Source organism: Actinoallomurus acanthiterrae, assembly GCF_054775715.1.
The window spans coordinates 4,249,540-4,270,022 of sequence record NZ_BAAHCO010000001.1; the positions used below are offsets into that span (position 1 = coordinate 4,249,540).

25 protein-coding genes and 3 pseudogenes are annotated in these 20,483 nt (G+C 69.4%); 14 read left to right on the top strand and 14 right to left on the bottom strand.

Features of this window, described 5'->3' with window-relative positions; genetic code table 11:
• Nucleotides 1-95 precede the first annotated feature (95 nt).
• Together ACYVF7_RS20555 and ACYVF7_RS20560 are read right to left on the bottom strand one after the other, a co-directional pair.
• Entirely contained in the window at nucleotides 96-458 is a 363-nt protein-coding gene (locus ACYVF7_RS20555) for a hypothetical protein (RefSeq protein WP_460342838.1), read from the bottom strand.
• Nucleotides 458-757 (bottom strand): hypothetical protein, encoded by a 300-nt coding sequence (locus tag ACYVF7_RS20560; RefSeq protein ID WP_460342841.1) that lies wholly within the window; start codon nucleotides 755-757, stop codon nucleotides 458-460. The genes ACYVF7_RS20555 and ACYVF7_RS20560 overlap by 1 nt, the downstream gene beginning before the upstream one ends.
• A gap of 142 nt (nucleotides 758-899) precedes the next feature.
• On the opposite strand from ACYVF7_RS20560, the gene ACYVF7_RS20565 reads away from it, so the two are divergent.
• The 4 genes from ACYVF7_RS20565 to ACYVF7_RS20580 are packed head-to-tail and all read left to right on the top strand — an operon-like array spanning nucleotide 900 to nucleotide 2,009.
• A complete protein-coding gene (locus ACYVF7_RS20565) occupies nucleotides 900-1,682 on the top strand; it encodes a helix-turn-helix domain-containing protein (RefSeq protein ID WP_460342844.1) in 783 nt (260 codons plus the stop codon).
• Nucleotides 1,673-1,768, top strand: a complete 96-nt coding sequence (locus ACYVF7_RS20570) for a DUF397 domain-containing protein (RefSeq protein ID WP_460342847.1) — start codon at nucleotides 1,673-1,675, stop codon at nucleotides 1,766-1,768. Before ACYVF7_RS20565 ends, ACYVF7_RS20570 begins: the two co-directional genes overlap by 10 nt.
• Before the next feature lie 48 nt (nucleotides 1,769-1,816).
• Nucleotides 1,817-1,930 carry a DUF397 domain-containing protein gene (locus ACYVF7_RS20575; RefSeq protein ID WP_460342850.1) on the top strand — a complete coding sequence of 38 codons (114 nt, stop codon included), beginning with the start codon at nucleotides 1,817-1,819 and terminating at the stop codon, nucleotides 1,928-1,930.
• Nucleotides 1,914-2,009, top strand: coding sequence for a DUF397 domain-containing protein (locus tag ACYVF7_RS20580; protein WP_460342853.1), 96 nt, complete (start codon nucleotides 1,914-1,916; stop codon nucleotides 2,007-2,009). The genes ACYVF7_RS20575 and ACYVF7_RS20580 overlap by 17 nt, the downstream gene beginning before the upstream one ends.
• A 7-nt stretch (nucleotides 2,010-2,016) precedes the next feature.
• Here the strand turns inward: ACYVF7_RS20580 and ACYVF7_RS20585 are convergent, their stop codons facing one another.
• Complete coding sequence (locus ACYVF7_RS20585) at nucleotides 2,017-2,787, bottom strand: dienelactone hydrolase family protein (protein WP_460342856.1); 771 nt, start codon at nucleotides 2,785-2,787, stop codon at nucleotides 2,017-2,019.
• A gap of 61 nt (nucleotides 2,788-2,848) precedes the next feature.
• Here ACYVF7_RS20585 and ACYVF7_RS20590 point away from each other — a divergent pair, with 61 nt between their 5' ends.
• The 3 genes from ACYVF7_RS20590 to ACYVF7_RS20600 are packed head-to-tail and all read left to right on the top strand — an operon-like array spanning nucleotide 2,849 to nucleotide 4,909.
• Complete coding sequence (locus ACYVF7_RS20590; RefSeq protein WP_460342859.1) at nucleotides 2,849-3,529, top strand: SigE family RNA polymerase sigma factor; 681 nt, start codon at nucleotides 2,849-2,851, stop codon at nucleotides 3,527-3,529.
• 50 nt (nucleotides 3,530-3,579) lie between these two features.
• Complete coding sequence (locus tag ACYVF7_RS20595; protein ID WP_460342862.1) at nucleotides 3,580-4,461, top strand: hypothetical protein; 882 nt, start codon at nucleotides 3,580-3,582, stop codon at nucleotides 4,459-4,461.
• A gap of 58 nt (nucleotides 4,462-4,519) precedes the next feature.
• Nucleotides 4,520-4,909, top strand: coding sequence for a hypothetical protein (locus ACYVF7_RS20600; protein ID WP_460342865.1), 390 nt, complete (start codon nucleotides 4,520-4,522; stop codon nucleotides 4,907-4,909).
• Nucleotides 4,910-4,981: 72 nt separating this feature from the next.
• On the opposite strand, the gene ACYVF7_RS20605 is transcribed toward ACYVF7_RS20600, so the two are convergent.
• The 3 genes from ACYVF7_RS20605 to ACYVF7_RS20615 all read right to left on the bottom strand — a co-directional run bounded on the left by ACYVF7_RS20605 (nucleotide 4,982) and on the right by ACYVF7_RS20615 (nucleotide 7,313).
• On the bottom strand, nucleotides 4,982-5,746 hold the full coding sequence (locus ACYVF7_RS20605; protein WP_460342868.1) for an SDR family NAD(P)-dependent oxidoreductase: 765 nt from the start codon (nucleotides 5,744-5,746) through the stop codon (nucleotides 4,982-4,984).
• A gap of 373 nt (nucleotides 5,747-6,119) precedes the next feature.
• On the bottom strand, nucleotides 6,120-6,587 hold the full coding sequence (locus ACYVF7_RS20610; protein WP_460342871.1) for a MarR family winged helix-turn-helix transcriptional regulator: 468 nt from the start codon (nucleotides 6,585-6,587) through the stop codon (nucleotides 6,120-6,122).
• 300 nt (nucleotides 6,588-6,887) lie between these two features.
• Nucleotides 6,888-7,313 (bottom strand): SgcJ/EcaC family oxidoreductase, encoded by a 426-nt coding sequence (locus ACYVF7_RS20615; RefSeq protein WP_460342874.1) that lies wholly within the window; start codon nucleotides 7,311-7,313, stop codon nucleotides 6,888-6,890.
• A 149-nt stretch (nucleotides 7,314-7,462) separates the two neighbouring features.
• Between ACYVF7_RS20615 and ACYVF7_RS20620 the strand changes: the two are divergent.
• Nucleotides 7,463-7,516, top strand: a pseudogene (locus ACYVF7_RS20620) (hypothetical protein); the annotation flags it as partial.
• Between the two features lie 509 nt (nucleotides 7,517-8,025).
• Here the strand turns inward: ACYVF7_RS20620 and ACYVF7_RS20625 are convergent.
• Nucleotides 8,026-9,066 carry a questin oxidase family protein gene (locus ACYVF7_RS20625; protein ID WP_460342877.1) on the bottom strand — a complete coding sequence of 347 codons (1,041 nt, stop codon included), beginning with the start codon at nucleotides 9,064-9,066 and terminating at the stop codon, nucleotides 8,026-8,028.
• 650 nt (nucleotides 9,067-9,716) lie between these two features.
• Here ACYVF7_RS20625 and ACYVF7_RS20630 point away from each other — a divergent pair.
• Nucleotides 9,717-10,127, top strand: a complete 411-nt coding sequence (locus tag ACYVF7_RS20630) for a GNAT family N-acetyltransferase (protein WP_460358025.1) — start codon at nucleotides 9,717-9,719, stop codon at nucleotides 10,125-10,127.
• 118 nt (nucleotides 10,128-10,245) lie between these two features.
• Nucleotides 10,246-10,447, top strand: a pseudogene (locus ACYVF7_RS20635) (IS5/IS1182 family transposase); the annotation flags it as partial.
• A 68-nt stretch (nucleotides 10,448-10,515) separates the two neighbouring features.
• Here the strand turns inward: ACYVF7_RS20635 and ACYVF7_RS20640 are convergent.
• Together ACYVF7_RS20640 and ACYVF7_RS20645 are read right to left on the bottom strand one after the other, a co-directional pair.
• Nucleotides 10,516-10,929: a VOC family protein gene (locus ACYVF7_RS20640; RefSeq protein WP_460342880.1), complete on the bottom strand. Its 414-nt coding sequence runs from the start codon at nucleotides 10,927-10,929 to the stop codon at nucleotides 10,516-10,518.
• Between the two features lie 66 nt (nucleotides 10,930-10,995).
• The gene (locus tag ACYVF7_RS20645; RefSeq protein ID WP_460358028.1) at nucleotides 10,996-11,919 is read right to left on the bottom strand and encodes a LysR family transcriptional regulator; all 924 of its coding nucleotides are present in this window, start codon (nucleotides 11,917-11,919) and stop codon (nucleotides 10,996-10,998) included.
• 90 nt (nucleotides 11,920-12,009) lie between these two features.
• Between ACYVF7_RS20645 and ACYVF7_RS20650 the strand changes: the two genes are divergently transcribed.
• Nucleotides 12,010-13,344, top strand: coding sequence for an aspartate aminotransferase family protein (locus tag ACYVF7_RS20650; RefSeq protein ID WP_460342883.1), 1,335 nt, complete (start codon nucleotides 12,010-12,012; stop codon nucleotides 13,342-13,344).
• A 4-nt stretch (nucleotides 13,345-13,348) separates the two neighbouring features.
• On the opposite strand, the gene ACYVF7_RS20655 is transcribed toward ACYVF7_RS20650, so the two are convergent.
• Entirely contained in the window at nucleotides 13,349-13,744 is a 396-nt protein-coding gene (locus ACYVF7_RS20655; RefSeq protein ID WP_460342886.1) for an LLM class flavin-dependent oxidoreductase, read from the bottom strand.
• Between ACYVF7_RS20655 and ACYVF7_RS20660 the strand changes: the two are divergent.
• Together ACYVF7_RS20660 and ACYVF7_RS20665 are read left to right on the top strand one after the other, a co-directional pair.
• Nucleotides 13,717-14,724, top strand: a pseudogene (locus tag ACYVF7_RS20660) (RNA-guided endonuclease InsQ/TnpB family protein); the annotation flags it as partial. The gene ACYVF7_RS20655 and the pseudogene ACYVF7_RS20660 overlap by 28 nt on opposite strands.
• 210 nt (nucleotides 14,725-14,934) lie before the next feature.
• A complete protein-coding gene (locus ACYVF7_RS20665; protein WP_460342889.1) occupies nucleotides 14,935-15,483 on the top strand; it encodes a hypothetical protein in 549 nt (182 codons plus the stop codon).
• Between the two features lie 35 nt (nucleotides 15,484-15,518).
• Here the strand turns inward: ACYVF7_RS20665 and ACYVF7_RS20670 are convergent, their stop codons facing one another.
• The 4 genes from ACYVF7_RS20670 to xylA all read right to left on the bottom strand — a co-directional run bounded on the left by ACYVF7_RS20670 (nucleotide 15,519) and on the right by xylA (nucleotide 19,156).
• Entirely contained in the window at nucleotides 15,519-15,752 is a 234-nt protein-coding gene (locus ACYVF7_RS20670; RefSeq protein ID WP_460342891.1) for a hypothetical protein, read from the bottom strand.
• A 121-nt stretch (nucleotides 15,753-15,873) separates the two neighbouring features.
• Nucleotides 15,874-16,356: a GNAT family N-acetyltransferase gene (locus ACYVF7_RS20675; RefSeq protein ID WP_460342893.1), complete on the bottom strand. Its 483-nt coding sequence runs from the start codon at nucleotides 16,354-16,356 to the stop codon at nucleotides 15,874-15,876.
• Between the two features lie 98 nt (nucleotides 16,357-16,454).
• A complete protein-coding gene (xylB, locus tag ACYVF7_RS20680; RefSeq protein WP_460342896.1) occupies nucleotides 16,455-17,837 on the bottom strand; it encodes a xylulokinase in 1,383 nt (460 codons plus the stop codon).
• Between the two features lie 176 nt (nucleotides 17,838-18,013).
• Nucleotides 18,014-19,156 carry a xylose isomerase gene (xylA, locus tag ACYVF7_RS20685; RefSeq protein WP_460342899.1) on the bottom strand — a complete coding sequence of 381 codons (1,143 nt, stop codon included), beginning with the start codon at nucleotides 19,154-19,156 and terminating at the stop codon, nucleotides 18,014-18,016.
• 93 nt (nucleotides 19,157-19,249) lie between these two features.
• Between xylA and ACYVF7_RS20690 the strand changes: the two genes are divergently transcribed.
• The gene (locus ACYVF7_RS20690) at nucleotides 19,250-20,476 is read left to right on the top strand and encodes an ROK family protein (RefSeq protein ID WP_460342902.1); all 1,227 of its coding nucleotides are present in this window, start codon (nucleotides 19,250-19,252) and stop codon (nucleotides 20,474-20,476) included.
• Nucleotides 20,477-20,483: the final 7 nt, after the last annotated feature.

Sequence of the window (20,483 nt, forward strand, 5' to 3'; positions counted from 1 at the left end):
GCCGTGAAGAGATCGCTTCCGGCGACGAACCTACCCGCGATGGATGCCGCCGATGCCGTACGCCCTTCCGCGACGCCCGACGCGAACAGTTTCCGTCATCCCTTGATGTAGGCGCGGAGTTGTTCGGCGGTCATGCGGTCGAAGTGGGAAAGCGCGACGCCGAGGAACCGTAGTCGGTCCAGGTCCGCGGTCGCCACGTAGACAGGTCCGTCGCCGTGCCACTCCCATAGCGGGACGCCGTTCAGACTCGAGGTCGGCGACCAGCCCGGAGGCGCGGGAAGGTCGGCGGGGATACGCTGCGCGAATTTCAGACTCATGCTCGCCGCGGCCGGATACTTGCGGATGAGGGAGTCGAGTTGGAGCAACTCGGTGGACGAGGACGGCGGTTTCTCCGTCAATGAGTCGATCGACTTCCGTAGCCGCGAGAGCGAGCGCATGAGCTCTTCTTCGGGAGTCATCACCGACGTTCCTGAATGGAGACGACGTTCTTGATCGCCGCGACGAGTTCGTCGACTTCATCCGGCGTGAGGATCCGCGTCCTGTCGCGGAGGTGAGTGATCGGTCTGCCCCAGGACCACAGCCACCGAAGGGCGCCGTTCTCGTCCGGTCCGCAGGTGACCTGCTCGGACAGGCGGTGGTCCTCGGCGATGATCCATACCGACTCGCCGTACTGTTCCGCGTCGAGGCCGGCCATCCGGCAGGCCTGAGTAAGCCACTTCGCGTAGGCGCGTATCTTTTCGGTCGTCTGATCTTCCATGGCAGCGTTCCTTTCCTGAATGGTGCCCCCAGAATTCCCTTGACCACTTATGATCGGAACGCATTCAAACGCTTGTCACGGCAAGGCAACGGTGTAGCGGCGCAGGGTAATGCGCGCTACGGTCCGGCGAAAGGGGACAAAAATGGGCAGGATGCCGAGCCCGGCGCTGGTCACTCTCGGACGTCAAATCCGGCGATACCGCGACGCGGCCGGGCTGCGTCAGCGCGAGCTGGCCGACCTCCTCGGTTACAGCGAGCCGTGGATGAGCGCCCTGGAGACCGGGCGGCTGCTCCCGAAGGCCGACCAGATCGCGGCCATCGAGGAGGCGCTCCACGTCCCGGCCGGCATCCTCATGGAGGTCTGCAAGCAACTCGACATCGACCCCACGCCCCAGTGGTTCCGCGAGTGGCGCGACGTCGAGACCACCGCCGACGTCCTCAGATGGGTCGAGCTGTCGAACATCCCCGGACTTCTCCAGACGGAGGCTTACGCTGCCGTCCTACTCGGAGGCGACCAGGCAGCCATAGCGGCGCGGATGGAGCGCCAGCAGATTCTGACCAGAGATTCCCCAGTGCCTCCGATGCTGCACTTCGTCCTCGACGAAGCAGTCCTTTATCGATGCGTAGGAGGGGCCAAAATAATGCAGGATCAGTTAATTCATCTCGTCGACTCCGTAGGACCTCGTCTCACGCTTCAGGTTGTACGCTCGGAGACGAACCCGCAATCAGCAGGAGCGTTCATCCTTGCGACCGTGGACGGACGCGACGTGGCGTATCTGGAGACGGCGGTGCGTGGACTCGTTACCAGTACCCGGGAAGATGTCTCCATCCTCTCGGGCGCATGGGAGTCTGTCCGATCGTTCGCCATGTCACAGCACGAGTCAATCGAGTTCATTCGTAGAACAGTGGAGGAACGATGGACCTGATCACTGACTGGCGTAAGTCCAAGCGCAGCGCACAGAACGGCGGCGCGTGCGTAGAGGTCGGCGTGGTGGAGAACGCGGCCAAGTAGTCAGGTCACGGCTCCAGAGTCGGCATCACCACCAGCAGTGGAGGAGCCATGGGTCTGATCACCGGCTGGCGTAAATCCCGTTGCAGTGCCGAGAACGGCGGTGCGTGCGTCGAGGTGGCGGTTTGCTCTGGAGAACGGAGGGGCGATGGGTCTGATCACTGACTGGCGGAAGTCGACGCGCAGCGGAGAGAACGGTGGTGCGTGCGTAGAGGTCGCTGTGGCGGAGAAGGCGGTCAAGTAGTCGGGAGTCAGGTGCCGGCGGCCAGATGGTCTGAGATGAAGTCGCGCCAGATTGCGGTCGCCGTAGGTCTGGTCTCGCTGTGCGTACCGGAGTAGCCGACCAGTTGTTTGTCCTGTGATCCCAGTTGGTCGAACAGGTCCAGTTGGCCGTCCCGAGGGAAGACTTCATCGTCCCACTGGAGGTGGAAGAGGGCGGGGGCGGTGACCCGCCGGGCGTCCTTCGCGACCCGTTCCGGCACGGCCAGGCCCTTGTCCATGGCCGCGCACTGCCGTAGGCCGAACTTCCCGAAGACCACACAGCGAAGCTCGTCGCCCAGGGCGGCCGCGAGGGGAAGACCGAACCGCGTCCCCATGGACATTCCCAGATACCCGAGGCGGGACGTGTCCACGATGCCGAGAGTCCCGAGGGCGTCCACGGTCGCCCGCCATTCCCCGGTCATCCGATCGAGGACGACCTCGATCCCCTCCGCCGCGATGCGCGGCTGATACTCCTCGGCGGCCATCGGGGCGGGAACGCGGTCGCCGTGGTACGGCCCGTCGATCGCCAGTGCCGCGAGGCCGGCCTGGGACGCGAACCATCGGGCACGGCTGACGATCCGTTCGCTTCGCTTGTGCCCGCTGCCCCCGTGCCCCAGCAGGACCAGGGGAGGGGCGGAGACCGAAGGCGGCAGCCACAGCACGCCCGGAACGGTGCCCGCCGCCCGGACGAGCCGAAACGACCGCTCGACGACACCCCCGTCGGCCACCCGGCGTCCGACCCACTCCAGCGCCTCGTACACGAAGGCAATCGAACCAGCCGTGGCCCGAGGGCGCACCTCAGTGTCCGCCTCTGGCCGTGGCATGTCGACGCCGGATCGCAAGCCGGAATGCCGCCCGGCGTTGTCAACGTTTTCGCGGGGCCGTGGCGTGTCAAGGGGAGCAGGCGGAGAGACGGCGAAGGGTGTGGGCGTGCTCCGATCGAGGACACGGGAAACAGAGGAACAGTTCGAAGCTTTCGTGCGGGAGCACGTGAGGCGCCATCTGCGGTTGGCGGTGCTGCTGACGGGAGATTGGCACGCGGCGGAGGATCTCGTACAAACCGCGCTGGTCAAGTTGCACAGGGCGTGGCCGGGTCTGGACACCAAAACACAACCGGACGCGTATTTTCGCCGGATTCTGATCAACCTCCATACGTCATGGTGGCGGACGCGATGGCGCGGGGAGCGGCCGGTCGAGGACATTCCGGATCGGCCGGTCGAGACTGACGGTGAAGACCAGCGGACCTGGGCGGTCGTCCTGAGACAGGCACTGCTGGCCTTGCCGCCGCGGCAGCGCGCCGTGCTGGTATTGCGTTTCTTCGAGGATCTGTCAGAGGCGAAGGTCGCCGAACTGCTGGGGTGTTCGGCGGGGTCGGTGAAGACGCACGCGCACCGGGGAATCCAGAAACTGCGCACGCTGCTCGATGATGAAATCCCCGAGCCGCGAGAAGAACTCATCGATTCGACGGTCAACCGGCCGATGACTCCAACGCGTGATTCCTGATGAAAGAGATTTCCCGGCCAGCGCGGCCGAAGACAGATGAGGAGTCGAGCATGGATCACAAAACGCACGAGATCAGGACGCTGCTCGTCGAGGCGTCCGCCGACGGGCCGGATCCGTCGGCCGAGCTCCGGCTGCTCACCGCCGTGCGGCGCAGGACCCGCCGGCGCAGGGTGCTCGTACCCTCAGTGGCCACCCTCGCCGTGACGGCGGCCGCCACGGTCGCCGCGGTGGCCACGTCCGACGTCGTCGCCACCCCGTCGGCACAGGCACGGATGAATGCCGCCATCACGCGTACTTCGAACATCGGCGGCTACCGCGTCCACGCCGTGGTGAACTACCCGGGAGGCACGGACATCATGGATGGCGTATTCGACGCGGCGCACGGCAACAGCCGGGTGGTGACGCAAGACGGCCACGAGGTCCGTCAGATCGGGTCGCAGACGTACGACAACGCCGTGTTCGGACCCGCGCCGAGCCGGAACGAGTCGAGACTGCTCCAGGAGATGCGGTCGCACGGCAAACGCTGGCTCGCCCTCCCGAAGGTCGAGATTCCCCGTTCGCGGACGCTCGCCCCACACCCCTTCCTCTACCTGACGATGCACGATCCGCAGCGGGCTCTCGAGGCGCTGAGGTCCGCCGCCGGCGTGCGCGATGAGGGCCGCGTCTCCGGCCCCGGATGGACCGGACACCGCTACTCCTTCAGCCTGGTCCGCCCAGGAAAGTCGGAGACCGGCACCGGAACCGTCGACGTCGATCAGCAGGACCGGATCCGCCGCCTGACCCTCGTCGACCACGTCGACGCCTCGGGCAAGAAGTCCGGAGGCCACAGCGGCGACTACCACGATGTGACCGACTTCTCGGACTTCGGCCTGCGGGTGAACGTCACGGCGCCTCCCGCGGACCAGGTCTACCGCGTGCCCGGGCCCCGCTAGCCCACGCCTGCTCAGCTCGTACCGCCTCGGTGATCGCTCGCACCGACCAGGAGTACCCGTGCTCAAAGAGTCACCGACCGCCCCGGATCTGGTCGAGCCGGCAGCCCCGCACTTCGTGAGAGATCTTCCTCGACTGCTGTCCTATGAGCTGAGCGACGGAGAGGTCGCGGAGGTGATCGAACATCTACGGGTGTGCGGGGCTTGCCGCGAAGAACTGGTGGAGGCCGTCGCCGCGGGCTATCCGCCTGAATCAACCCTGCCACGCTGGTTCGCCGCTCCACCGGCGTCGGCCCTCGGCGCGCGCCGGCCGGTCACCCGATCGGCTCGGCGCGCGTCGCGCCGGCAGGCCGTTCACGGGTACAAATGGTGGGTCGTGTTCGCCGTCGTCCTGCTCCTGGTCGTCGCCGAGGTTCTTCACGAGCTTCGCTTCGGTCCTCGGCCACACTGACGGCGTAGCCGGTCCAGCTCTTTCCGCTCACACGCTCAGCGTCACCGTGAAGAAGTACCGCCCCAATCCGATTCACAAATTAAGGGTGGAGATCAGACCGCCGTCGATCAGGATGTCCGTGCCCGTCACGAATGCGGACAGGTCGCTCGCGAGATAGAGAACCGCGTTGGCGATGTCCTCCGGTGCACCCACCGTGCGCAGCGGGGTGCGGTCGGCGATGTGATCACGTTGGTCGTCGTCGGAGAGATTATCCTGCGTCATCCCAGTCAGGATCATTCCGGGGCTCACCGAGTTGACCCGGATGCCGTCCGGGCCGAGCTCGCCCGCGAGCTGCCGCGAAAGGGACAGAATTGCCCCTTTCGTGGCCGTGTAGGCTGGAAATGCGAGGCCGATATGTCCCATCATCGAGGATATCTGAATCATGCTGCCAGGGCAATTCATGTGAGGAACGGCGGACTTGAGCACGTTAAAGTACCCCGTCAGGTTCACCGCCAGCACGCGATCCCAATCCTGACTGCTGGTCGTCGCGAGCGAGTCCGGTGCCATGATGCCGGCCGAGTTGACAACTATGTCGAGGTTCTCGTCGCTCAAGACGCTCTCGATCGCGGCATAGTCCGAAACATCGACTGTTGCGACGTCGATCTCCATGTCTGACGACCGAAAAGCGACGGCCTTCGTTTCCGAGAGGCCTTTTTTGTTGATATCGAGAGCAAGAACTGAAGCACCGGCCTTCGCGAGGATGACGGCAGTCGCCCGTCCGATGCCGGACCCTGCCCCGGTAACCACGGCGCGACGACCGCTGAGGCTGATGACGTCGACGAGGGATTCGTGGACCATCGCAACACTCCTGCTTCGCTACTTGCGACATGACTATCCGTGCCTTCGCGCGAACGGAAACGCCTTCCGTGGCGCTGGGCATGGATCGGCGGCATTGCTGTCGGCGATGAGGCACCCTCGCTCGTTCAACTTGTGGTCGAAGGTGCTCCGGCGCAGACCGCGACCGGTGCCAGGGCTTTCCGCGGTCGGCTCTCCGGTGCGACCATGATGGCAAGGCTAACACAAGATCTTGTTCAAACAAGGACTTGTGGAAACAAGATCCTGTTGTAGATACCTTGTCGCGCGGGGAGGCTCAGATCGAGCGGCGGAAGCCCGTGCGGCCCGTCGAAGTCATCGGGATTGTCATCGTCGGCCTTTCGACGGCCGCGGACGGCTACCGTTCGGGGCGGAGTAGGTCACGGCTTTCGATGAGCAGTTTGCGCAGGGCATTGTGGTTCTTCTTGCCGAGGATCCCGAGTAGCTGTTCGTCGGCTGAGCGTTCGCGCTCGAAGGCTTGTTCGGCCATGCTCCGGCCCTCGCCTGTGAGGTGCAGGCCGACACCGCGGCCCGCTTTCAGGCGGCGTTCGACCAGCCCCATCTTCTCGAGGCGGGCGACGGTCTGGCTGATGGCCTGCTGGGTTCTCGGCTTGCGGCGGGACATCTCGGCGACGGTGATGCCGGGTTCGGCGTAGATGGTCATGAGCATCCCGCTCGACGCCGTGCTGATCGGCAGATCAACGAGCGTGGCTTCGCCCAGAAGTTCGACATACGCCGAAACCTCCCACAACAGGTCGCTGAGCATCGCGCTGGCGGTCCCTGGGGTAGGCAGCGAAGTGGCTGCTGTCTCGTCCTCGCGGGTCATACGTGGACGGTACCGGCCTTGCCAGATCCGATCCGCCTCGACGCGGGCGCGTCGAGGCGGGAGGTCGGGGGGCCGTCCGGATGCCGGGTCGCCCGGCCTGGGGACGCGCGTCTCACCGTGAGCGGGGGAGGGCCTGTACGAGGGTTGCGACCAGCAGGTCCAGGACGATCGGCAGGATGAGCCCGGCGGCGAAGGCGTGCGGGAAGGTGCCGAGGGTGTCGTAGAAGACGACGCCGATGAGGGCGTGGAGATCCCGTGGCGATTACGTGAGAGGTCATGAAACCTGCGCGGCCAGGCCGATCACAGCTGCCGGCGGGTGTTGTGGAAGGCCGCGGCCTGCCAATGGCCGTCGGTCTTGGTCAGCACGAAGGTCTGCACGGATTCGTGGTCCGCGCCGGTGGCGTTCTGGTCGGCGAGCGTCACCACGCCCGAGGTGACCATGATCGCCACATCCGGGCGGACGAACCGTAGCGACTCGGGGCGAGCGGAATCCGCGTCGTCATCCACCAGAACCATCCGGGAGCCGGCCAGCGGGCCTTCGAAGAGTGGTCGATGACCGTCTTCGATGGCCTGTCGGCCCTGTCCGTACTCCCCGGTCCAGGCGACGAAGTCGGCGTCGTCGGTGAACAGCGACGCATAGCCCTTGGCGTCGTTGCGGTTCCAGGCGTCCTGCAGGCCTCGGCCGAGCTCGAGGATCGCCCGGCGTTCAGTCGTCTCATCGAACATGGAATGGACTGTAGGTCGGACATAATTATTATGTCAAACATAATAAGTTGGTCCGACCTACATAGTGGTACCGTGCCAGCATGCCCACGGGATTGCGGGAGCGCTGGAAGCAGGAGGCCCGGCAGGCCATCTCCGGCGTCGCGATGGAGATGTTCGAGGCCAAGGGCTTCGACGAGGTGACGATCGCCCAGGTCGCCGACGCGGCCGGGGTGTCGAAGATGACCGTCACGAACTATTTCCCGCGCAAGGAGGACCTGGTCTTCGACCGCGCTGAGGTGGTCATCCGCAGCCTGGCCGATGCCGTCGCCGCGCGCGCTCCCGGAGAGAGCCTGCTCGCGGCGATCCGCCGTGACTACGCCGAGCGCATCGCGGCGGGCGACGCCACGCTCGGGGTGCCCACCGCGGCGTTCGCCCGGATGGTCCAGAACAGCCACGTGCTCACCGGCCGGGCCCTGGAGATCGCCGATTTGCGCGAGCAGGCGCTCGGCGACGCCATCGCCGCCGAGACCGGCGTGGACGACGCGCGGCAGCGGATCGTGGCGGCCCAGCTGGCGTCGGTTCACCGGGTGCTGTTCGCCGAAGGCGCCAGGCGCAGCCTGGCCGGCCGCACGACGAGATCTTCCAGGTGCTCGCAGCGGAAGCCGACCAAGCCTTCGACCTGCTCGAGCCGTCCCTGGGCGGCTACGGGGTCAGAGCCTGAGCGGACCGCCCGTCAGAGCTCGTCGATCAGTTCGGTGGAGCGGATGACGGCGGCGAGGGCGTCGGGGTCGCCCGTTCGCCGATGGACGTCCAGGCAGGTGTCGGCGAGCTTGATGACATGCTCGTCCCCGTGCCGGACGGCACGGGCGAACACCTCCTCCGCCGAGTCCGGTGCGGTGGGCAGGCTGTGCCTGGGCGCGGGTGCGGCGGGGGTGTACGCGGCGGTCACGGCCGCGCTCGCGGCCCAGGCGGCGTACAGGCTCTCGGCCCACTGGGTGCGTGGCAGCGCGGGCAAGGTGCGGAGCACGGCCGTGGGCGCGGTCGCGGAGTGGACCAGCATGACGGCCGAGCCGTGCGCGTTGGGAAGGTAGTGCATGGTGGCGGCGGTGGTCAGACCGGCCAGCAGATCCCGGGCCTGCTGCGCGTCGGGGGCGGGTCGCAGTGCGGAGAGCGCAGCCGTCCAGCCGGTGAGGTCGGTGAGCTGGCCGAGCCGGTTGTTGATGCCCATCTTGGGCTCGGGGATGCGCGGGACGGCGGCGAGGGCCGCGGTCGGGTCGGCGGTGCCGGAGGGCGCGGTGAATCCCGGGACCTGCTGCCAGCGAGCCGCCCAGTAGCCGAGGGCCTGGCCGAGCTCGGCCAGGAGGGGCCCGTCCTCGTGGTCGAGCAGGGCATGGACCGCGTGGCCGGTACGGATCACTCCATGGGTGGCGCCGGCCGCGATGCCCGGGAGCAGCCGCGGCCACCAGGTCTCCAGCACCGTACGCCAGGGGCGTTCCGTTACCTCGCGCCCGAAGAACGCGAGCCAGTCGCCGAGACGACGTGGGTCTCCCAGCGCCGAACGCCAGTCGTCGGCGGTGATGGGCGAGGAGCCGCGTGGGAGATCGTCCAGTCGGCGTGAGTAGACGTCGAGCCAGCGGTGGACCTGCGGCGCATGCCCGTGCCGGACCATCGCCTCCACCGCCATGGGCCCATGATTGGTGAGCCAGCCTTCGAACTCCGGTCCGGTTCGATGAAGCCGTTCGTAGGCCTCTTCCAGCGTGCCGTTGCCGTCCATGTCCCCGATCGTCGACCACGGGTCCGTCGGTGCGCACCGGCCCAGGGACCGATACGCCCTCGTCCGTCGGACCTACGGCGCTAGGCGGCCGGGCGGCCCGGCTCGGGACCCGGCGGCCTGTACGGGCGTACGTAGGGTCGCGTCATGATCTCAATGTTGACCCGCCTTAGGGCCCGTATTCGGTTGTGATCATCCGGTGGTGTGGGTGAGGTCTGCGATCCAGATCATCGATGCGCGCAGGTGCAGGCCGGCGAGGTAGCTGTCGGGGGTTGTAGCGGGTGGCGATGCCCCGCGACCGGTCGGTCCTCGTGGGTACGGTGTCGCGGGTGATGGTCAAGGACTGCGAACGTGTTCAGACCTCCTGGTTCCGGGCGCGGGCCGAGGCGCTCGGCGGCGAGTCATGGGACGATGGTGCGCTGACCTGGACGGACGGTCCCGACGGTTTGAATCTGATGTTCCCGGGCGAGCTCGACACGTCGGCGGTCCGGCGCGGGGTTCAGGAGGCGCTGGCTCGCGGGCGGCCGTTGGTCGGCGCGTGGCTGAGCACGGGCGTCGATCCGTCGGTGCTGCGGGAGTGCGGATTCGATCGCGGCTGGCCGATCCGGTGGATGGCGGCATCGCTGGCGGCGGTCACCGGCGACGAAGGCGACATGGACGACCGCATCGAGCTCCAGACGGACACGCTCGACTACGACGGCGAGTACGCCGACTACCGTGACCAGCTGGCGTTGGCGCGGCGGGAACCGCGGGTGGCGTGGTACGCGGCCGCATATACGCATCCTGCTTCGTCTGACCGGCCCCGACGGTTCGCCGGACGTGCCTGGTCGTTCTACGACGGCGGCCCGAATGGCGTCGCCGGGGTGTTCGACATGGAGGTCTGGCCACGCTTCCGTCGTCGCGGACTGGGAACCCGCCTGCTGCGGACGGTGTGTTCCGCGGCGCGGCGAGCCGGAGCGGCGCAGGCGGTGTTGAACGCGACGGACGAGGGCCGCCTGCTGTACGGCACGTGCGGGTTCACGCCGATCGGCGAAGGCATCACCTGGTGGCTTCACCTGCGGTAACGCGGCCAGGACCGGCGCGGCCGGGGCATCTTCGGGACCGCCCGTCGCACGCCGTAGGAACGCTCCGAAGATGTCGCGGGGTGTGGTCCCGGATAGATGAGCGCACCGCGAACACCAGGGCCGGTCCCGAGGCGGGCAGACCAGCAAGGTCCGTCTGGCCGCCGACCGCAAATGCCGTCCCCCTGGCCCTCCTGCTGACCGCAGGACAGGCAGGCGACAGCCCGCAGTTCATCCCCGTACTCGGCAAGATCCGGGTACGCGGGCCCGCAGGACATCCTCGAACCCGGCCCGACGCGGTGGCCGGCGACAAGGCGTTATCCGGCTTCCGGTGGCGGTCACCGAGCATTCGATACGCCTCTCCAGGGGCCGTGGGGCGCTCGACGGTCTTCTACGGGCGTGCGTAGGGCCGGGTCATGATCTCCATGTTGTGGCCGTCCGGGTCGTCGAAGTACGCGCCGTGGCCACCGAAAAGGTCGTTGGCCCGGCCGGGTTCGGTGTGGTGGGGGTCGGCGTAGTACGTGACGCCGGCCGCTTCCAAGCGGGCGATCATCTCGGCGAATCGCTCCTCCGGCACGAGGAACGCGTAGTGCTGCGGCTGGACCGGCTCGTCGCGCTTCTCGCAGTAGTCGAGCGTCACGCCGTTGCCGAGGTCGACGGGCAGGAACGGCCCGAACGGCGCGCCGACCTCCAAGCCCAGGATCCCGGCGATGAACTCGGCCGACCGCCGCCGGTCGGTGGCGTAGACGATGGTGTGGTTCAGCTGGACGGTGGTGACGGAGTGGCCGTCCTGGTCATGCGTCATGTGATTCCCCTCCACGTGCTGATTTTCCGGTACCCCGCGGCGACAAACGTCGCGGCCTGGCGACCCTCAGTCGCCCGGAAGGGCCGGTGGCGTCAGTTCAGGGTGGTCCGGGGTGTGGCGCAGGGCGTCGAGGACGACGTTGACGGCCGCCCGCGGCGGTGAGCCGCGGCGGATCGCCGCGGTGATGGTCCGGGTGACCGGGGCGGCGAGGTCGCGGGTGGCGACCCGGTACCGGGGGTCGACGGCCAGGCCGGGCAGCAGGGCGATGGAGAGGCCCGCTTCGACGTGCTGCGTGGTCAGCAGGTAGTTGCTGAAGCGGCACACCACCCGCGGCTCGAACCCGGCCTCGCGGCACAGGCGGGTGGCCAGGTTCGCCATGTAGGACTGGGGCATGTCGAACGCCCACGGCTCGTCCGCGAAGGCGGCCAGGTCGGCCGGGCCGCGGCCCGTGGCGGGGTGGCCGGGCGGCATCACCAGCACGATCGGGTCGGTGGCCAGCGGCACGATGTCGAGGTCGGGTCCCAGCGGCTGCTCGACGAAGTCCGTGGTCGTGATGATCACGTCGACGTCGCCCACGCGCAGGGCGGGCATGCTCTCGTGCGGTTCCAGCTGCAGCAGTTCGACGTCGAGATGCGGGTACGCATCGGCGAGCCGGGTGACCGCCGGGACGGCCAGGCTGTGGATCGCGCTCTGGAACACGCCCAGCCGGACGAGCCCGGACGGTTCCTCGCCGAGGCCGCGCAGCTCCGCTCCGACCGCGGTCATGTGGTCGAGGATCTCCCGGGCACGCCGCGCCAGGATCAGCCCGGCGGGCGTGAGCCGGACCCGCCGCCCGGTGCGTTCCAGCAGCCGCGTGTGCGTCTCGGCCTCCAGCACGGACAACTGCTGGGACACGCTCGACGCGCTCAGGTTCGCGGCTTGGGCGACCGCGCGTACGGTGCCCAGGGTGTCCAGCTGAACCAGCAGCCGAAGCCGCCATGGATTGAACATCACGAGCCCATTGTTGTGCGGTTCTTCCGAACAGGACCGCCGGAATCGTGAGATGGACGTGTCGCTCGGCAGGCTCTTACGGTCGGGGACATGGCTGCTCCGACCTCCGCCCCGTCGTCCACCGAAGCCTTCTGGGCCGACGCCGACCGGCACCTCGTGCGTTACGCCGGTGCCGGCGCGTTCACCCGCGAGATCATCGACCGCGCCGCCGGCAGCTTCCTGTACACCGAGGACGGCCGGAAGATCCTCGACTTCACCTCCGGTCAGATGAGCGCGATCCTCGGCCACTCGCACCCGGAGATCGTCGCCACCGTACGGGAGCAGGTGGCCAGGCTCGACCACCTCTTCAGCGGCATGCTGAGCCGTCCGGTCGTCGACCTCGCCCGGCGGCTGGCCGAGACGCTGCCGCCTCCCCTGGAGAAGGCCCTGCTGCTGACCACCGGCGGCGAGTCGAACGAGGCCGCGATCCGGCTGGCCAAGCTCGTCACCGGCAAGCACGAGATCGTGTCCTTCGCCCGCTCGTGGCACGGCATGACGCAGGCCGCGGCCTCCGCCACGTACAGCGCGGGCCGCAAGGGCTACGGCCCGGCCACCCCGGGCAACTTCGCCATCCCCGTGCCCAGCGCGTACCGGCCCGACTTCACCACCGCCGACGGCGAACTCGACTGGCGGCGGCAACTGGACTTCGGCTTCGAGCTGATCGACGCGCAGTCCGTCGGCAGCCTCGCCGCCTGCATCGTCGAGCCGATCCTCAGCGCGGGCGGGGTCATCGAACCGCCCGAAGGTTACTTCGCCGCGCTACGGGAGAAATGCCATGAGCGCGGCATGCTGCTGATCCTCGACGAGGCCCAGACCGGACTGTGCCGCACCGGCGCCTGGTACGCGTTCCAGCGCGACGGCGTCGTCCCGGACATCCTCACCCTGTCGAAGACCCTCGGCGCGGGACTTCCGCTCGCCGCGGTGCTCACCAGCGCCGAGATCGAGCAGGAGGCCCACGAGCGCGGCTTCCTGTTCTTCACCACCCACGTCGCGGACCCGATGATGGCCGCGGTCGGCAACACCGTGCTCGACGTGCTGACCCGGGACCGGCTGGACGAGCGCGCCGCCGCGCTCGGCGGCCTCCTGCGCGTCGGCCTCGAGGACATCGCGCGGCGGCACCGGGTGGTCGGGGACGTCCGCGGCCGCGGCCTGCTGGCCGGGCTGGAGCTCGTCGCGGACCCCGAGACGCAGCGCGGCTCCGACGAGCTCGGCGCGCTGGTCACCCGGCGCTGCCTGGAGCTCGGCCTGCACATGAACATCGTGCAGCTGCCGGGCATGGGCGGCGTGTTCCGGATCGCGCCGCCGCTGACCGCCACCGAAGCGGAGATCTCCCTCGGCCTGGCCATCCTCGACGAGGCCATCGGCGACGCCACCACCCTCAGCTGACGACTCAGCCGGTCGCGGAGCGCAGCGCCGGCAGGACGTCGCCGGCGAGGCGCTCGGCCTGCGAGCGGGCGTCGTCTTCGGGGAGCATGAAGTTCATCGAGGTGAAGCCGAGCGCGGCCAGTTCGAGGAGGCGGTCGGTGACCGCTGAGACCGAGCCGGTGACCGTTCCCGGAACCGAGGCGGGCCCGTCGATCCAGACGGGCACGTTGTACACGCAGGTGATGTCCGATTGGTCGCGGCCGGCGTCGGCCGCCGCGGCGAGGACGCGGTCGCGCATGCGCACCGCCTCCTGGGGCGGCGCGAACCCGTACGACGGGATCCAGCCGTCGGCGAGCCGTCCGGTCGCGTCGAGGGCCCGCGGGCCGTACGCCGTTCTTGTCCGAGGTGTCGTCGGTTCCACTGCAACAGACGCTGCGGCATCAGCAAACGGCGTTCGCGAACTTCTTCGCCGGCCGCGCCAAATACCCGCGGTTCAAGACCCGCAACTCCCGGCAGACCGCGCACTACACTCGCTCGGCGTTCCGCATGAACAACGGCGAGCTGCACATGGCCAAGACCACCACGCCGCTGAGGTTCGTGTGGTCCTTCGACGACGTCGAGGTGTCCACGCTCAACCCCACCATGGTCGTCATCTCCCGAGATCCGGACGGCCGCTGGTATGTCACGTTCGCCATCGAGACCGACGCCCCCGAGCCCACGGAGACCGCCGGACACATCATCGGTATCGACCTCGGTGTGAAGGACTTCGCGGTCACCTCCGATGGACAGCGGATCGCCGACCCCCGGCATCTGGAGCGCAAGGCCCGCAACCTCGCCCGCTACCAGCGACGTATGGCCCGCTGCCAGTCCGGGAGCATGAACCGGCGTAAGGCCAAGGCGAAGGTCGCCCGCGCTCACCGTAAAGTCCGTAACGCCCGCGCCGACTTCTTGCACCGCACCAGCACCAACCTCGTCCGTCGGGCCGACATCATCGTCATCGAAGACCTCGCGATCAAGAACATGGTCAAGAACCGCGCTCTGGCGCGGGTCATCAGCGATGCGGGGTGGGGGGAGTTCCGCAGGCAGTTGGAGTACAAGGCCGAACGTGCCGGACGGCGCCTGGTCGTGATCGACCGCTGGTACCCCTCCTCCAAGACCTGCTCGGCTTGTGGGCATCTGCTCGCCAGGCTGAGTCTTTCCACCCGGCGCTGGACGTGTCCGGGCTGCCGTACCCGGCATGACCGGGACATCAACGCGGCCAAGAACATCCTTGCGGCTGGTCGAGCCGTAGCCGGGGAGAGCCCTGGTGATGCCTGTGGAGCTGGTGTAAGACGGCAAGGGTCCTCCCTTCCGCCGCCGGCGCTGAAACAGGAAACCCGCGCCGCGAGGCGCCCGGCGTAAGCCGGATCGGCCGCAAGGCCGACGGGACTCCCTCCTCCAGGAGGGTGAGGAAGTCAAAACATCAAGTCGGCCGACCGGGCTACGGTGACGACAGCGCGGTGGTCGCCGAGGCGCGCGGATGTGGTGGGGCGGGCCGTGGATGGGCACTCGGCTCGTCGGCGCCACGAAGCCGGCCGATTCCTGACGGACCCCGTTGGTACGGTGCGCGCCATGGTCGATCACGTATCTCCGCTGCTGAGCCGTATTCGCCAAGACCGTGCGCTCGATGGCCTCATGGACGGGTTCGAGTTCGATCTGAAGGGGGCGGATCACGTCGAGCTCGTGAGGCTCGCGTCGGGCGCGAAGCTGGAGCCGGTCGCGGGGTGCGGCGCGGGGGGCACCTATTTCCTGTGCGGGGACGGCCCCGGAGAGGACCGGCCGGTCCTGTACGCCGACTCCGAGGGGAGCGCCGCCCTCCTGGCCGACGACCTGCGCGGTGCGCTGACCCTCATCGTCGGCCTGCCCACCTGGCACGACTGCCACTTCGACCGCCCCGGAGGTCTTGAGGCGACCATCGCCGAGGCCGAGGAGTTCCACCGGGAGTGGCTGACGTACGAACCGGACTACGACGACGACAGCGCGACGGTCGCCGAGGCGCTCGGCCTCGACCTGCTGCCGCGTCCGGAGCTCATCAGGCGGCTGCACGCCGCCTGGTCGCGGACCGTGCCGGACTACGTCCTCCTCAACGAGTGGGACGGCACGTACGAGCTGTTGTTCTGACGGCGGGGCTCTGATCGGGCGGTGACCGCCAATGATCACGAAGTACGACGGTCCAGGTACTCGATCAGGCGGACCTCGCTGTGTCGAAGGCGGTCCCGCTCCTCGACCGGGAGGGAGGCCAGCGCATCGGTGAGCGTCTCACGGCGTGGTACATGGACCATGGTTCCGGTGTAGACGTGGCAGCCGGAGCACCAGGAGAGCCCGATGCAGCGTTCGTAGAACTCCGATTCGGGCGGGTAGTAGCGGTACCGGTACGAGCGCACGGCCATGTCGCAGGCAGCGCACACCCAACGGTCGCCATCACGGACGAAGCTCGACAGGTCCACCTTGCGCCAGCGCTGCGGACGGTGCCGGCCGTGCGCTCTTCAACTCGCCATAGGGGCCATTGTGCTACGGCGACCGGGTCAGGTGGACGATCCGCTCGCCGGTGCTCAGACGCCCCGTACGACCGCTGAGCCGGAAACCGTTCCGGTCGTAGAGGCGAAGGGCACGGTCGTTACCCTCTCCGGTCCATAGTTGCAGCGACGTGTGGCCCTGGCGGAGCGCCTCCTCGCGTACCGCGTCGAGCAGGAGCTCCCCGATCCGCTTCCCCCAGTGGTCGGGGCGGACGAACACCATGGAGATGTGACACAACCCGGGTACGACTCCGCCCGCGCCGTCCTCCGCCCGGCCCGGCTCGGCCGCCGCCATGCCCACGAGTTCCCCGGCGCGCTCGGCGACGACCACCAGGCCGGCCGGGTCGGCCAGCTTTGTCTGAACCCGCGCGACGCGGTCCGGGCCGGGCGTCTTGCCCCTGGCGGTGTTGGCGAGCCGCCAGACCTCCAGGGCCGCCGGGAGATCACCGGGCCGGGCGAGGCGGGTCGCGGTGGTCATTCGACGGCCACACCGGCGCCGGGCAACGAAGTGATCATCAACCGATCATCCCACCGGCGGCGGTCCCTGCCGCCGCAGGGGAACCGCCGCCGTACGGCTCAGCGGGACAGGACGTGGTCGCGGGCCTCGGCGTAGCGCTCCCGGATGGACGGGACCGCGTCGGCCTCGTACGTCTCCAGGCCCTCGCGCTCCCAGCGCGGCGGCTCGGCCGCTCCGGACAGCGCCCAGGCGGCCTGGGCGGCAGCGCCCTCGGCGACGTACTCGCCGGTGGGCGGGACCAGCACCGGCCGGCCGAAGACGGTCGGCGCGATGCGGCGTACGGCCTCCGAGCGGGCGGCGCCGCCGATGAGCAGCACCCGCTCGACCCGGGCACCCTGGGCGAGGAGTGCGTCGAGGCCGTCGGCGAGGCCGCACAGCATGCCCTCGATCGCCGCCCGTGCCAGGTGGGCCGGCGTGGACGTGGCCAGGCGCAGGCCGTGTACCGAGCCGGTGGCGTCCGGCCGGTTCGGCGTGCGCTCGCCCTCCAGGTACGGCACGAGCACCAGGCCGTCCGCGCCGGGCGGCGCCGACAGCGCCAGGCGGGAGACCTCGTGGTGGTCGACGCCGAGCAGGGCCGCGGCGGCGTCGAGCACGCGGGCGGCGTTCAGCGTGCAGACGAGCGGCAGGAACCGGCCCGTCGCGTCGGCGAACCCGGCGACGTCCCCGGCGGCGTCGGCGGACGCCCGCTCCGCCGCGGTGAACACCGTCCCGGACGTGCCCAGCGACACCACCACGTCGCCCGGCCGGATGCCGAGCCCGAGCGCCGCGCCCATGTTGTCGCCGGTCCCGGCCGACACGAGCGCGCCGGCGGGCGTCCGGCCCGCGGCCTCGGCCGGACCCAGGACGCGCGGCAGCGCCGGGACCCGCCCGAACGCCAGCTCCAGCAGGTCGGGCCGGTACTCCCCGGTCGCGGGGGACCAGTAGCCGGTGCCGGACGCGTCACCCCGGTCGGTGACGAACTCGCCGGTCAGCCGCCACGTGAGGTAGTCGTGCGGCAGGCACACCGACGCCGTACGGGCGGCGGCGTCCGGTTCGTTCCGGGCCAGCCAGCGCAGCTTGGTCACCGTGAACGACGCCACCGGCACGAGGCCGACGGCGTCGGCCCACTCGGCCGGGCCACCGAGCTCGTCGACCAGTTCGCGGGCCGCGTCGGCCGAACGGGTGTCGTTCCACAGCAGCGCGGGCCGTACGACCTCGTCGGCGTCCGACAGGCACACCATGCCGTGCTGCTGCGCCGCGACGCCGATCGCCGCGACGTCGCCCAGGCCGCCCGCGTCCTCGGAGGCCTGCCCGAGGGCGTCCCACCAGGCGGCGGGATCGGCCTCGGTGCCGTCCGGGTGCCGGGCCTGACCGGCGCGTACGACCCGGCCGGTGGCGGCGTCGGCCACCACCACCTTGCACGACTGGGTCGACGAGTCGACCCCGGCCACGAGCGTGCTCATCTCTCGGCTCCAGCCACGAGCCTGCCCATCTCGGCTCCAGCCACGAGCCTGCTCATCCTTCGACCCCCGCCACGAGCGTGCTCATCCTTCGGCTCCGGCCACGAGCCTTCGACTCCAGCCACCGGCGTGCTCATGCTCCGGCCTCCGTCACGAACGTGCTCATCAGCGCCTCCGGGTCACCGGGCGCCGAGGAGGTGCTCGACCGCCAGCTGGTCGAGACGCTCGTAGTGATACCCGCGCTCGGCCGCGGCCTCGACGTCGAAGTCGTCCTCGGCCAGGTGTTCGTACGTCTCGCCGGCCGCGAGGGTCGGCTCGGCGAGCTGGTCGACGCGGGACGCGGCGAGCGCCTCCTGCACCTCCGGGTCGGCGCGGAACGCGCGGGCCCGCTCCTTGAGGATGAGGTAGGTGCGCATGTTCGCGGCGGCGGACGCCCAGACGCCGGAGATGTCCTCCGTACGGGCCGGCTTGTAGTCGAAGTGACGCGGCCCCTCGTACCCGCCGTTCTCCAGCAGGTCGACGAGGAAGAACGCGCTCTTCAGGTCGCCGTGGCCGAACACGAGGTCCTGGTCGTACTTCGGTCCGTGCTGGCCGTTCAGGTCGATGTGGAACAGCTTGCCGTGCCACAGCGCCTGCGCGATGCCGTGCACGAAGTTCATCCCGGCCATCTGCTCGTGCCCGACCTCGGGGTTGAGGCCCACCATGTCCGAGTGCTCCAGCGAGCCGATGAACGCCAGCGCGTGGCCGATCGTGGGCAGCAGGATGTCGCCGCGCGGCTCGTTCGGCTTCGGCTCCAGGGCGAAGCGGATGCCGTAGCCCTTGTCGGTGACGTACGCGGCGAGCAGGTCGATGGCCTCCCGGAACCGGTCGAGCGCCACCCGTACGTCCTTGGCGCCGTCGGACTCGGCGCCCTCGCGCCCGCCCCAGAACACGTACGTCTTCGCGCCCAGCTCGGCGGCCAGGTCGAGGTTGCGCATCACCTTGCGGAGGGCGTAGCGGCGGATGTCGCGGTCGTTGGAGGTGAACGCGCCGTCCTTGAACACCGGGTGGGTGAACAGGTTCGTGGTCGCCATCGGCACCTTGAGACCGGTCTCGTCGAGCGCCGTACGGAACGCCGCGATCGCCTTGTCCCGGTCCGGCTCGACCGCGAGGAGGTCGTCGTCGTGGAACGTCACCCCATAGGCGCCGAGCTCTGCGAGCCGGTGCACCGCCTCCACCGGGTCGAGCGGCGGCCGGGTGGCGTCGCCGAACGGGTCGCGCGCCTGCCAGCCGACGGTCCACAGCCCGAAGGTGAACTTGTCCTCAGGGGTGGGTTCGAACATGTCGTCTCCTCAATTCGTTCAGGCTCTGGACTAATTAAAACCCGCAGGTGCCAAGTGTCAACAGGGGGGATGCTCAATGATTAGTCTGTGAACATGCGCAATGAGATCACGCCCGTCCGGCACGGCACGATGCGCGCCCGCAACCTGGCCGTCGTGCTGGGCGAGATCTCCCGCCGGCAACCGGTGAGCCGCGCCCGCCTCGCCGACGTGACCGGCTTCACCAAGACCACCGTATCCAGTCTCGTCGCCGCGCTGAAGGACGCCGGCCTGGTCCGGGAGGACGGTCCCGTACGCGACGGTGAGCGCGGCCGTCCCGCCACGGCCGTCTCGGTCAACGGCGACCGTGTCGCCGGCCTCGGCCTGGAGGTCAACGTCGACTACCTGGCCGCGTGCGTGCTCGACCTCGGGCGGCGCATCCGGCACCGGCACATCGTCGCCGCCGACAACCGGCGCCGCGACCCCGAGCGCGTCATCGGCGCGCTGACGGCCCTGGCCGAGACGGCGATCGCCGCGGCGGGGGAGCAGGACCTGACGGTCGCCGGCGCGGTGGTCGCGCTGCCGGGCACCCTCGACCGGGCCGGCGGCCGGGTACGGACCGCGCCGAACCTCGGCTGGCGCGACGTCGCCGCCGAGGAACTGCTCACCGCCGGTCTCCCACCGCTCGCGCTGCCCGCCGACCAGGACAACGAGGCGAACCTCGCCGCCCTCGGCGAGCTGTGGTTCGGCGACGGCCCCGACCTCGGCTCGTACGTCCACGTCTCCGGCGAGATCGGTGTCGGCGCGGGCATCGTCGTCGACGGCCGGGTGTTCCGCGGCGCCCACGGCTTCGCCGGCGAACTCGGCCACGTCGTCGTCGACCCGGACGGCCCGCTCTGCGCGTGCGGCGGCCGCGGCTGCCTGGAGCAGATCGCGGGCCAGGAGGCGATCCTGCGGGCCGCGGGCATCCCGGACGTCACGGCCACGTCCACCGCCGGCCCCGACGGTCCGCTCGCCGCCCTCATGGCCCTGCTGCGCGACGGCGACGAACGGGCGCTGTCCGCGGTACGGCGCGCGGGCGAGGCGCTCGGGCAGGCACTCGGCGCGGCCGTCAACCTCCTCGACCCGGACACCATCGTGCTCGGCGGCATCTTCTCCGCGCTCGCCCCCTGGGCGAACCCTGCGGTGGAGGCGGCGCTCGCGCGCGGCACCGGCATCGTCCGCGGCGCGCCTCCCCGGCTGACCGTCTCACGCCTGGGCGGCGACGCCGCCGCCCTGGGCGCAGCAGCCCTCGTCGTCGAACGCGTCATGAACGACCCCGCCCGTCTCCTCGCGACCGGATGAGGCCGAC

What these genes read in the sequence shown, in the direction of transcription:
- ACYVF7_RS20555 (WP_460342838.1), bottom strand. Translation starts at nt 458, where the DNA reads ATGACTCCCGAAGAAGAGCTCATGCGCTCGCTCTCGCGGCTACGGAAG.
- ACYVF7_RS20560 (WP_460342841.1), bottom strand. Translation starts at nt 757, where the DNA reads ATGGAAGATCAGACGACCGAAAAGATACGCGCCTACGCGAAGTGGCTT.
- ACYVF7_RS20565 (WP_460342844.1), top strand. Translation starts at nt 900, where the DNA reads ATGGGCAGGATGCCGAGCCCGGCGCTGGTCACTCTCGGACGTCAAATC.
- ACYVF7_RS20570 (WP_460342847.1), top strand. Translation starts at nt 1,673, where the DNA reads ATGGACCTGATCACTGACTGGCGTAAGTCCAAGCGCAGCGCACAGAAC.
- ACYVF7_RS20575 (WP_460342850.1), top strand. Translation starts at nt 1,817, where the DNA reads ATGGGTCTGATCACCGGCTGGCGTAAATCCCGTTGCAGTGCCGAGAAC.
- ACYVF7_RS20580 (WP_460342853.1), top strand. Translation starts at nt 1,914, where the DNA reads ATGGGTCTGATCACTGACTGGCGGAAGTCGACGCGCAGCGGAGAGAAC.
- ACYVF7_RS20590 (WP_460342859.1), top strand. Translation starts at nt 2,849, where the DNA reads ATGTCGACGCCGGATCGCAAGCCGGAATGCCGCCCGGCGTTGTCAACG.
- ACYVF7_RS20595 (WP_460342862.1), top strand. Translation starts at nt 3,580, where the DNA reads ATGGATCACAAAACGCACGAGATCAGGACGCTGCTCGTCGAGGCGTCC.
- ACYVF7_RS20605 (WP_460342868.1), bottom strand. Translation starts at nt 5,746, where the DNA reads ATGGTCCACGAATCCCTCGTCGACGTCATCAGCCTCAGCGGTCGTCGC.
- ACYVF7_RS20610 (WP_460342871.1), bottom strand. Translation starts at nt 6,587, where the DNA reads ATGACCCGCGAGGACGAGACAGCAGCCACTTCGCTGCCTACCCCAGGG.
- ACYVF7_RS20615 (WP_460342874.1), bottom strand. Translation starts at nt 7,313, where the DNA reads ATGTTCGATGAGACGACTGAACGCCGGGCGATCCTCGAGCTCGGCCGA.
- ACYVF7_RS20625 (WP_460342877.1), bottom strand. Translation starts at nt 9,066, where the DNA reads ATGGACGGCAACGGCACGCTGGAAGAGGCCTACGAACGGCTTCATCGA.
- ACYVF7_RS20630 (WP_460358025.1), top strand. Translation starts at nt 9,717, where the DNA reads ATGGACGACCGCATCGAGCTCCAGACGGACACGCTCGACTACGACGGC.
- ACYVF7_RS20640 (WP_460342880.1), bottom strand. Translation starts at nt 10,929, where the DNA reads ATGACGCATGACCAGGACGGCCACTCCGTCACCACCGTCCAGCTGAAC.
- ACYVF7_RS20645 (WP_460358028.1), bottom strand. Translation starts at nt 11,919, where the DNA reads ATGTTCAATCCATGGCGGCTTCGGCTGCTGGTTCAGCTGGACACCCTG.
- ACYVF7_RS20650 (WP_460342883.1), top strand. Translation starts at nt 12,010, where the DNA reads ATGGCTGCTCCGACCTCCGCCCCGTCGTCCACCGAAGCCTTCTGGGCC.
- ACYVF7_RS20665 (WP_460342889.1), top strand. Translation starts at nt 14,935, where the DNA reads ATGGTCGATCACGTATCTCCGCTGCTGAGCCGTATTCGCCAAGACCGT.
- ACYVF7_RS20670 (WP_460342891.1), bottom strand. Translation starts at nt 15,752, where the DNA reads ATGGCCGTGCGCTCGTACCGGTACCGCTACTACCCGCCCGAATCGGAG.
- ACYVF7_RS20675 (WP_460342893.1), bottom strand. Translation starts at nt 16,356, where the DNA reads ATGACCACCGCGACCCGCCTCGCCCGGCCCGGTGATCTCCCGGCGGCC.
- xylB (WP_460342896.1), bottom strand. Translation starts at nt 17,837, where the DNA reads ATGAGCACGCTCGTGGCCGGGGTCGACTCGTCGACCCAGTCGTGCAAG.
- xylA (WP_460342899.1), bottom strand. Translation starts at nt 19,156, where the DNA reads ATGTTCGAACCCACCCCTGAGGACAAGTTCACCTTCGGGCTGTGGACC.
- ACYVF7_RS20690 (WP_460342902.1), top strand. Translation starts at nt 19,250, where the DNA reads ATGCGCAATGAGATCACGCCCGTCCGGCACGGCACGATGCGCGCCCGC.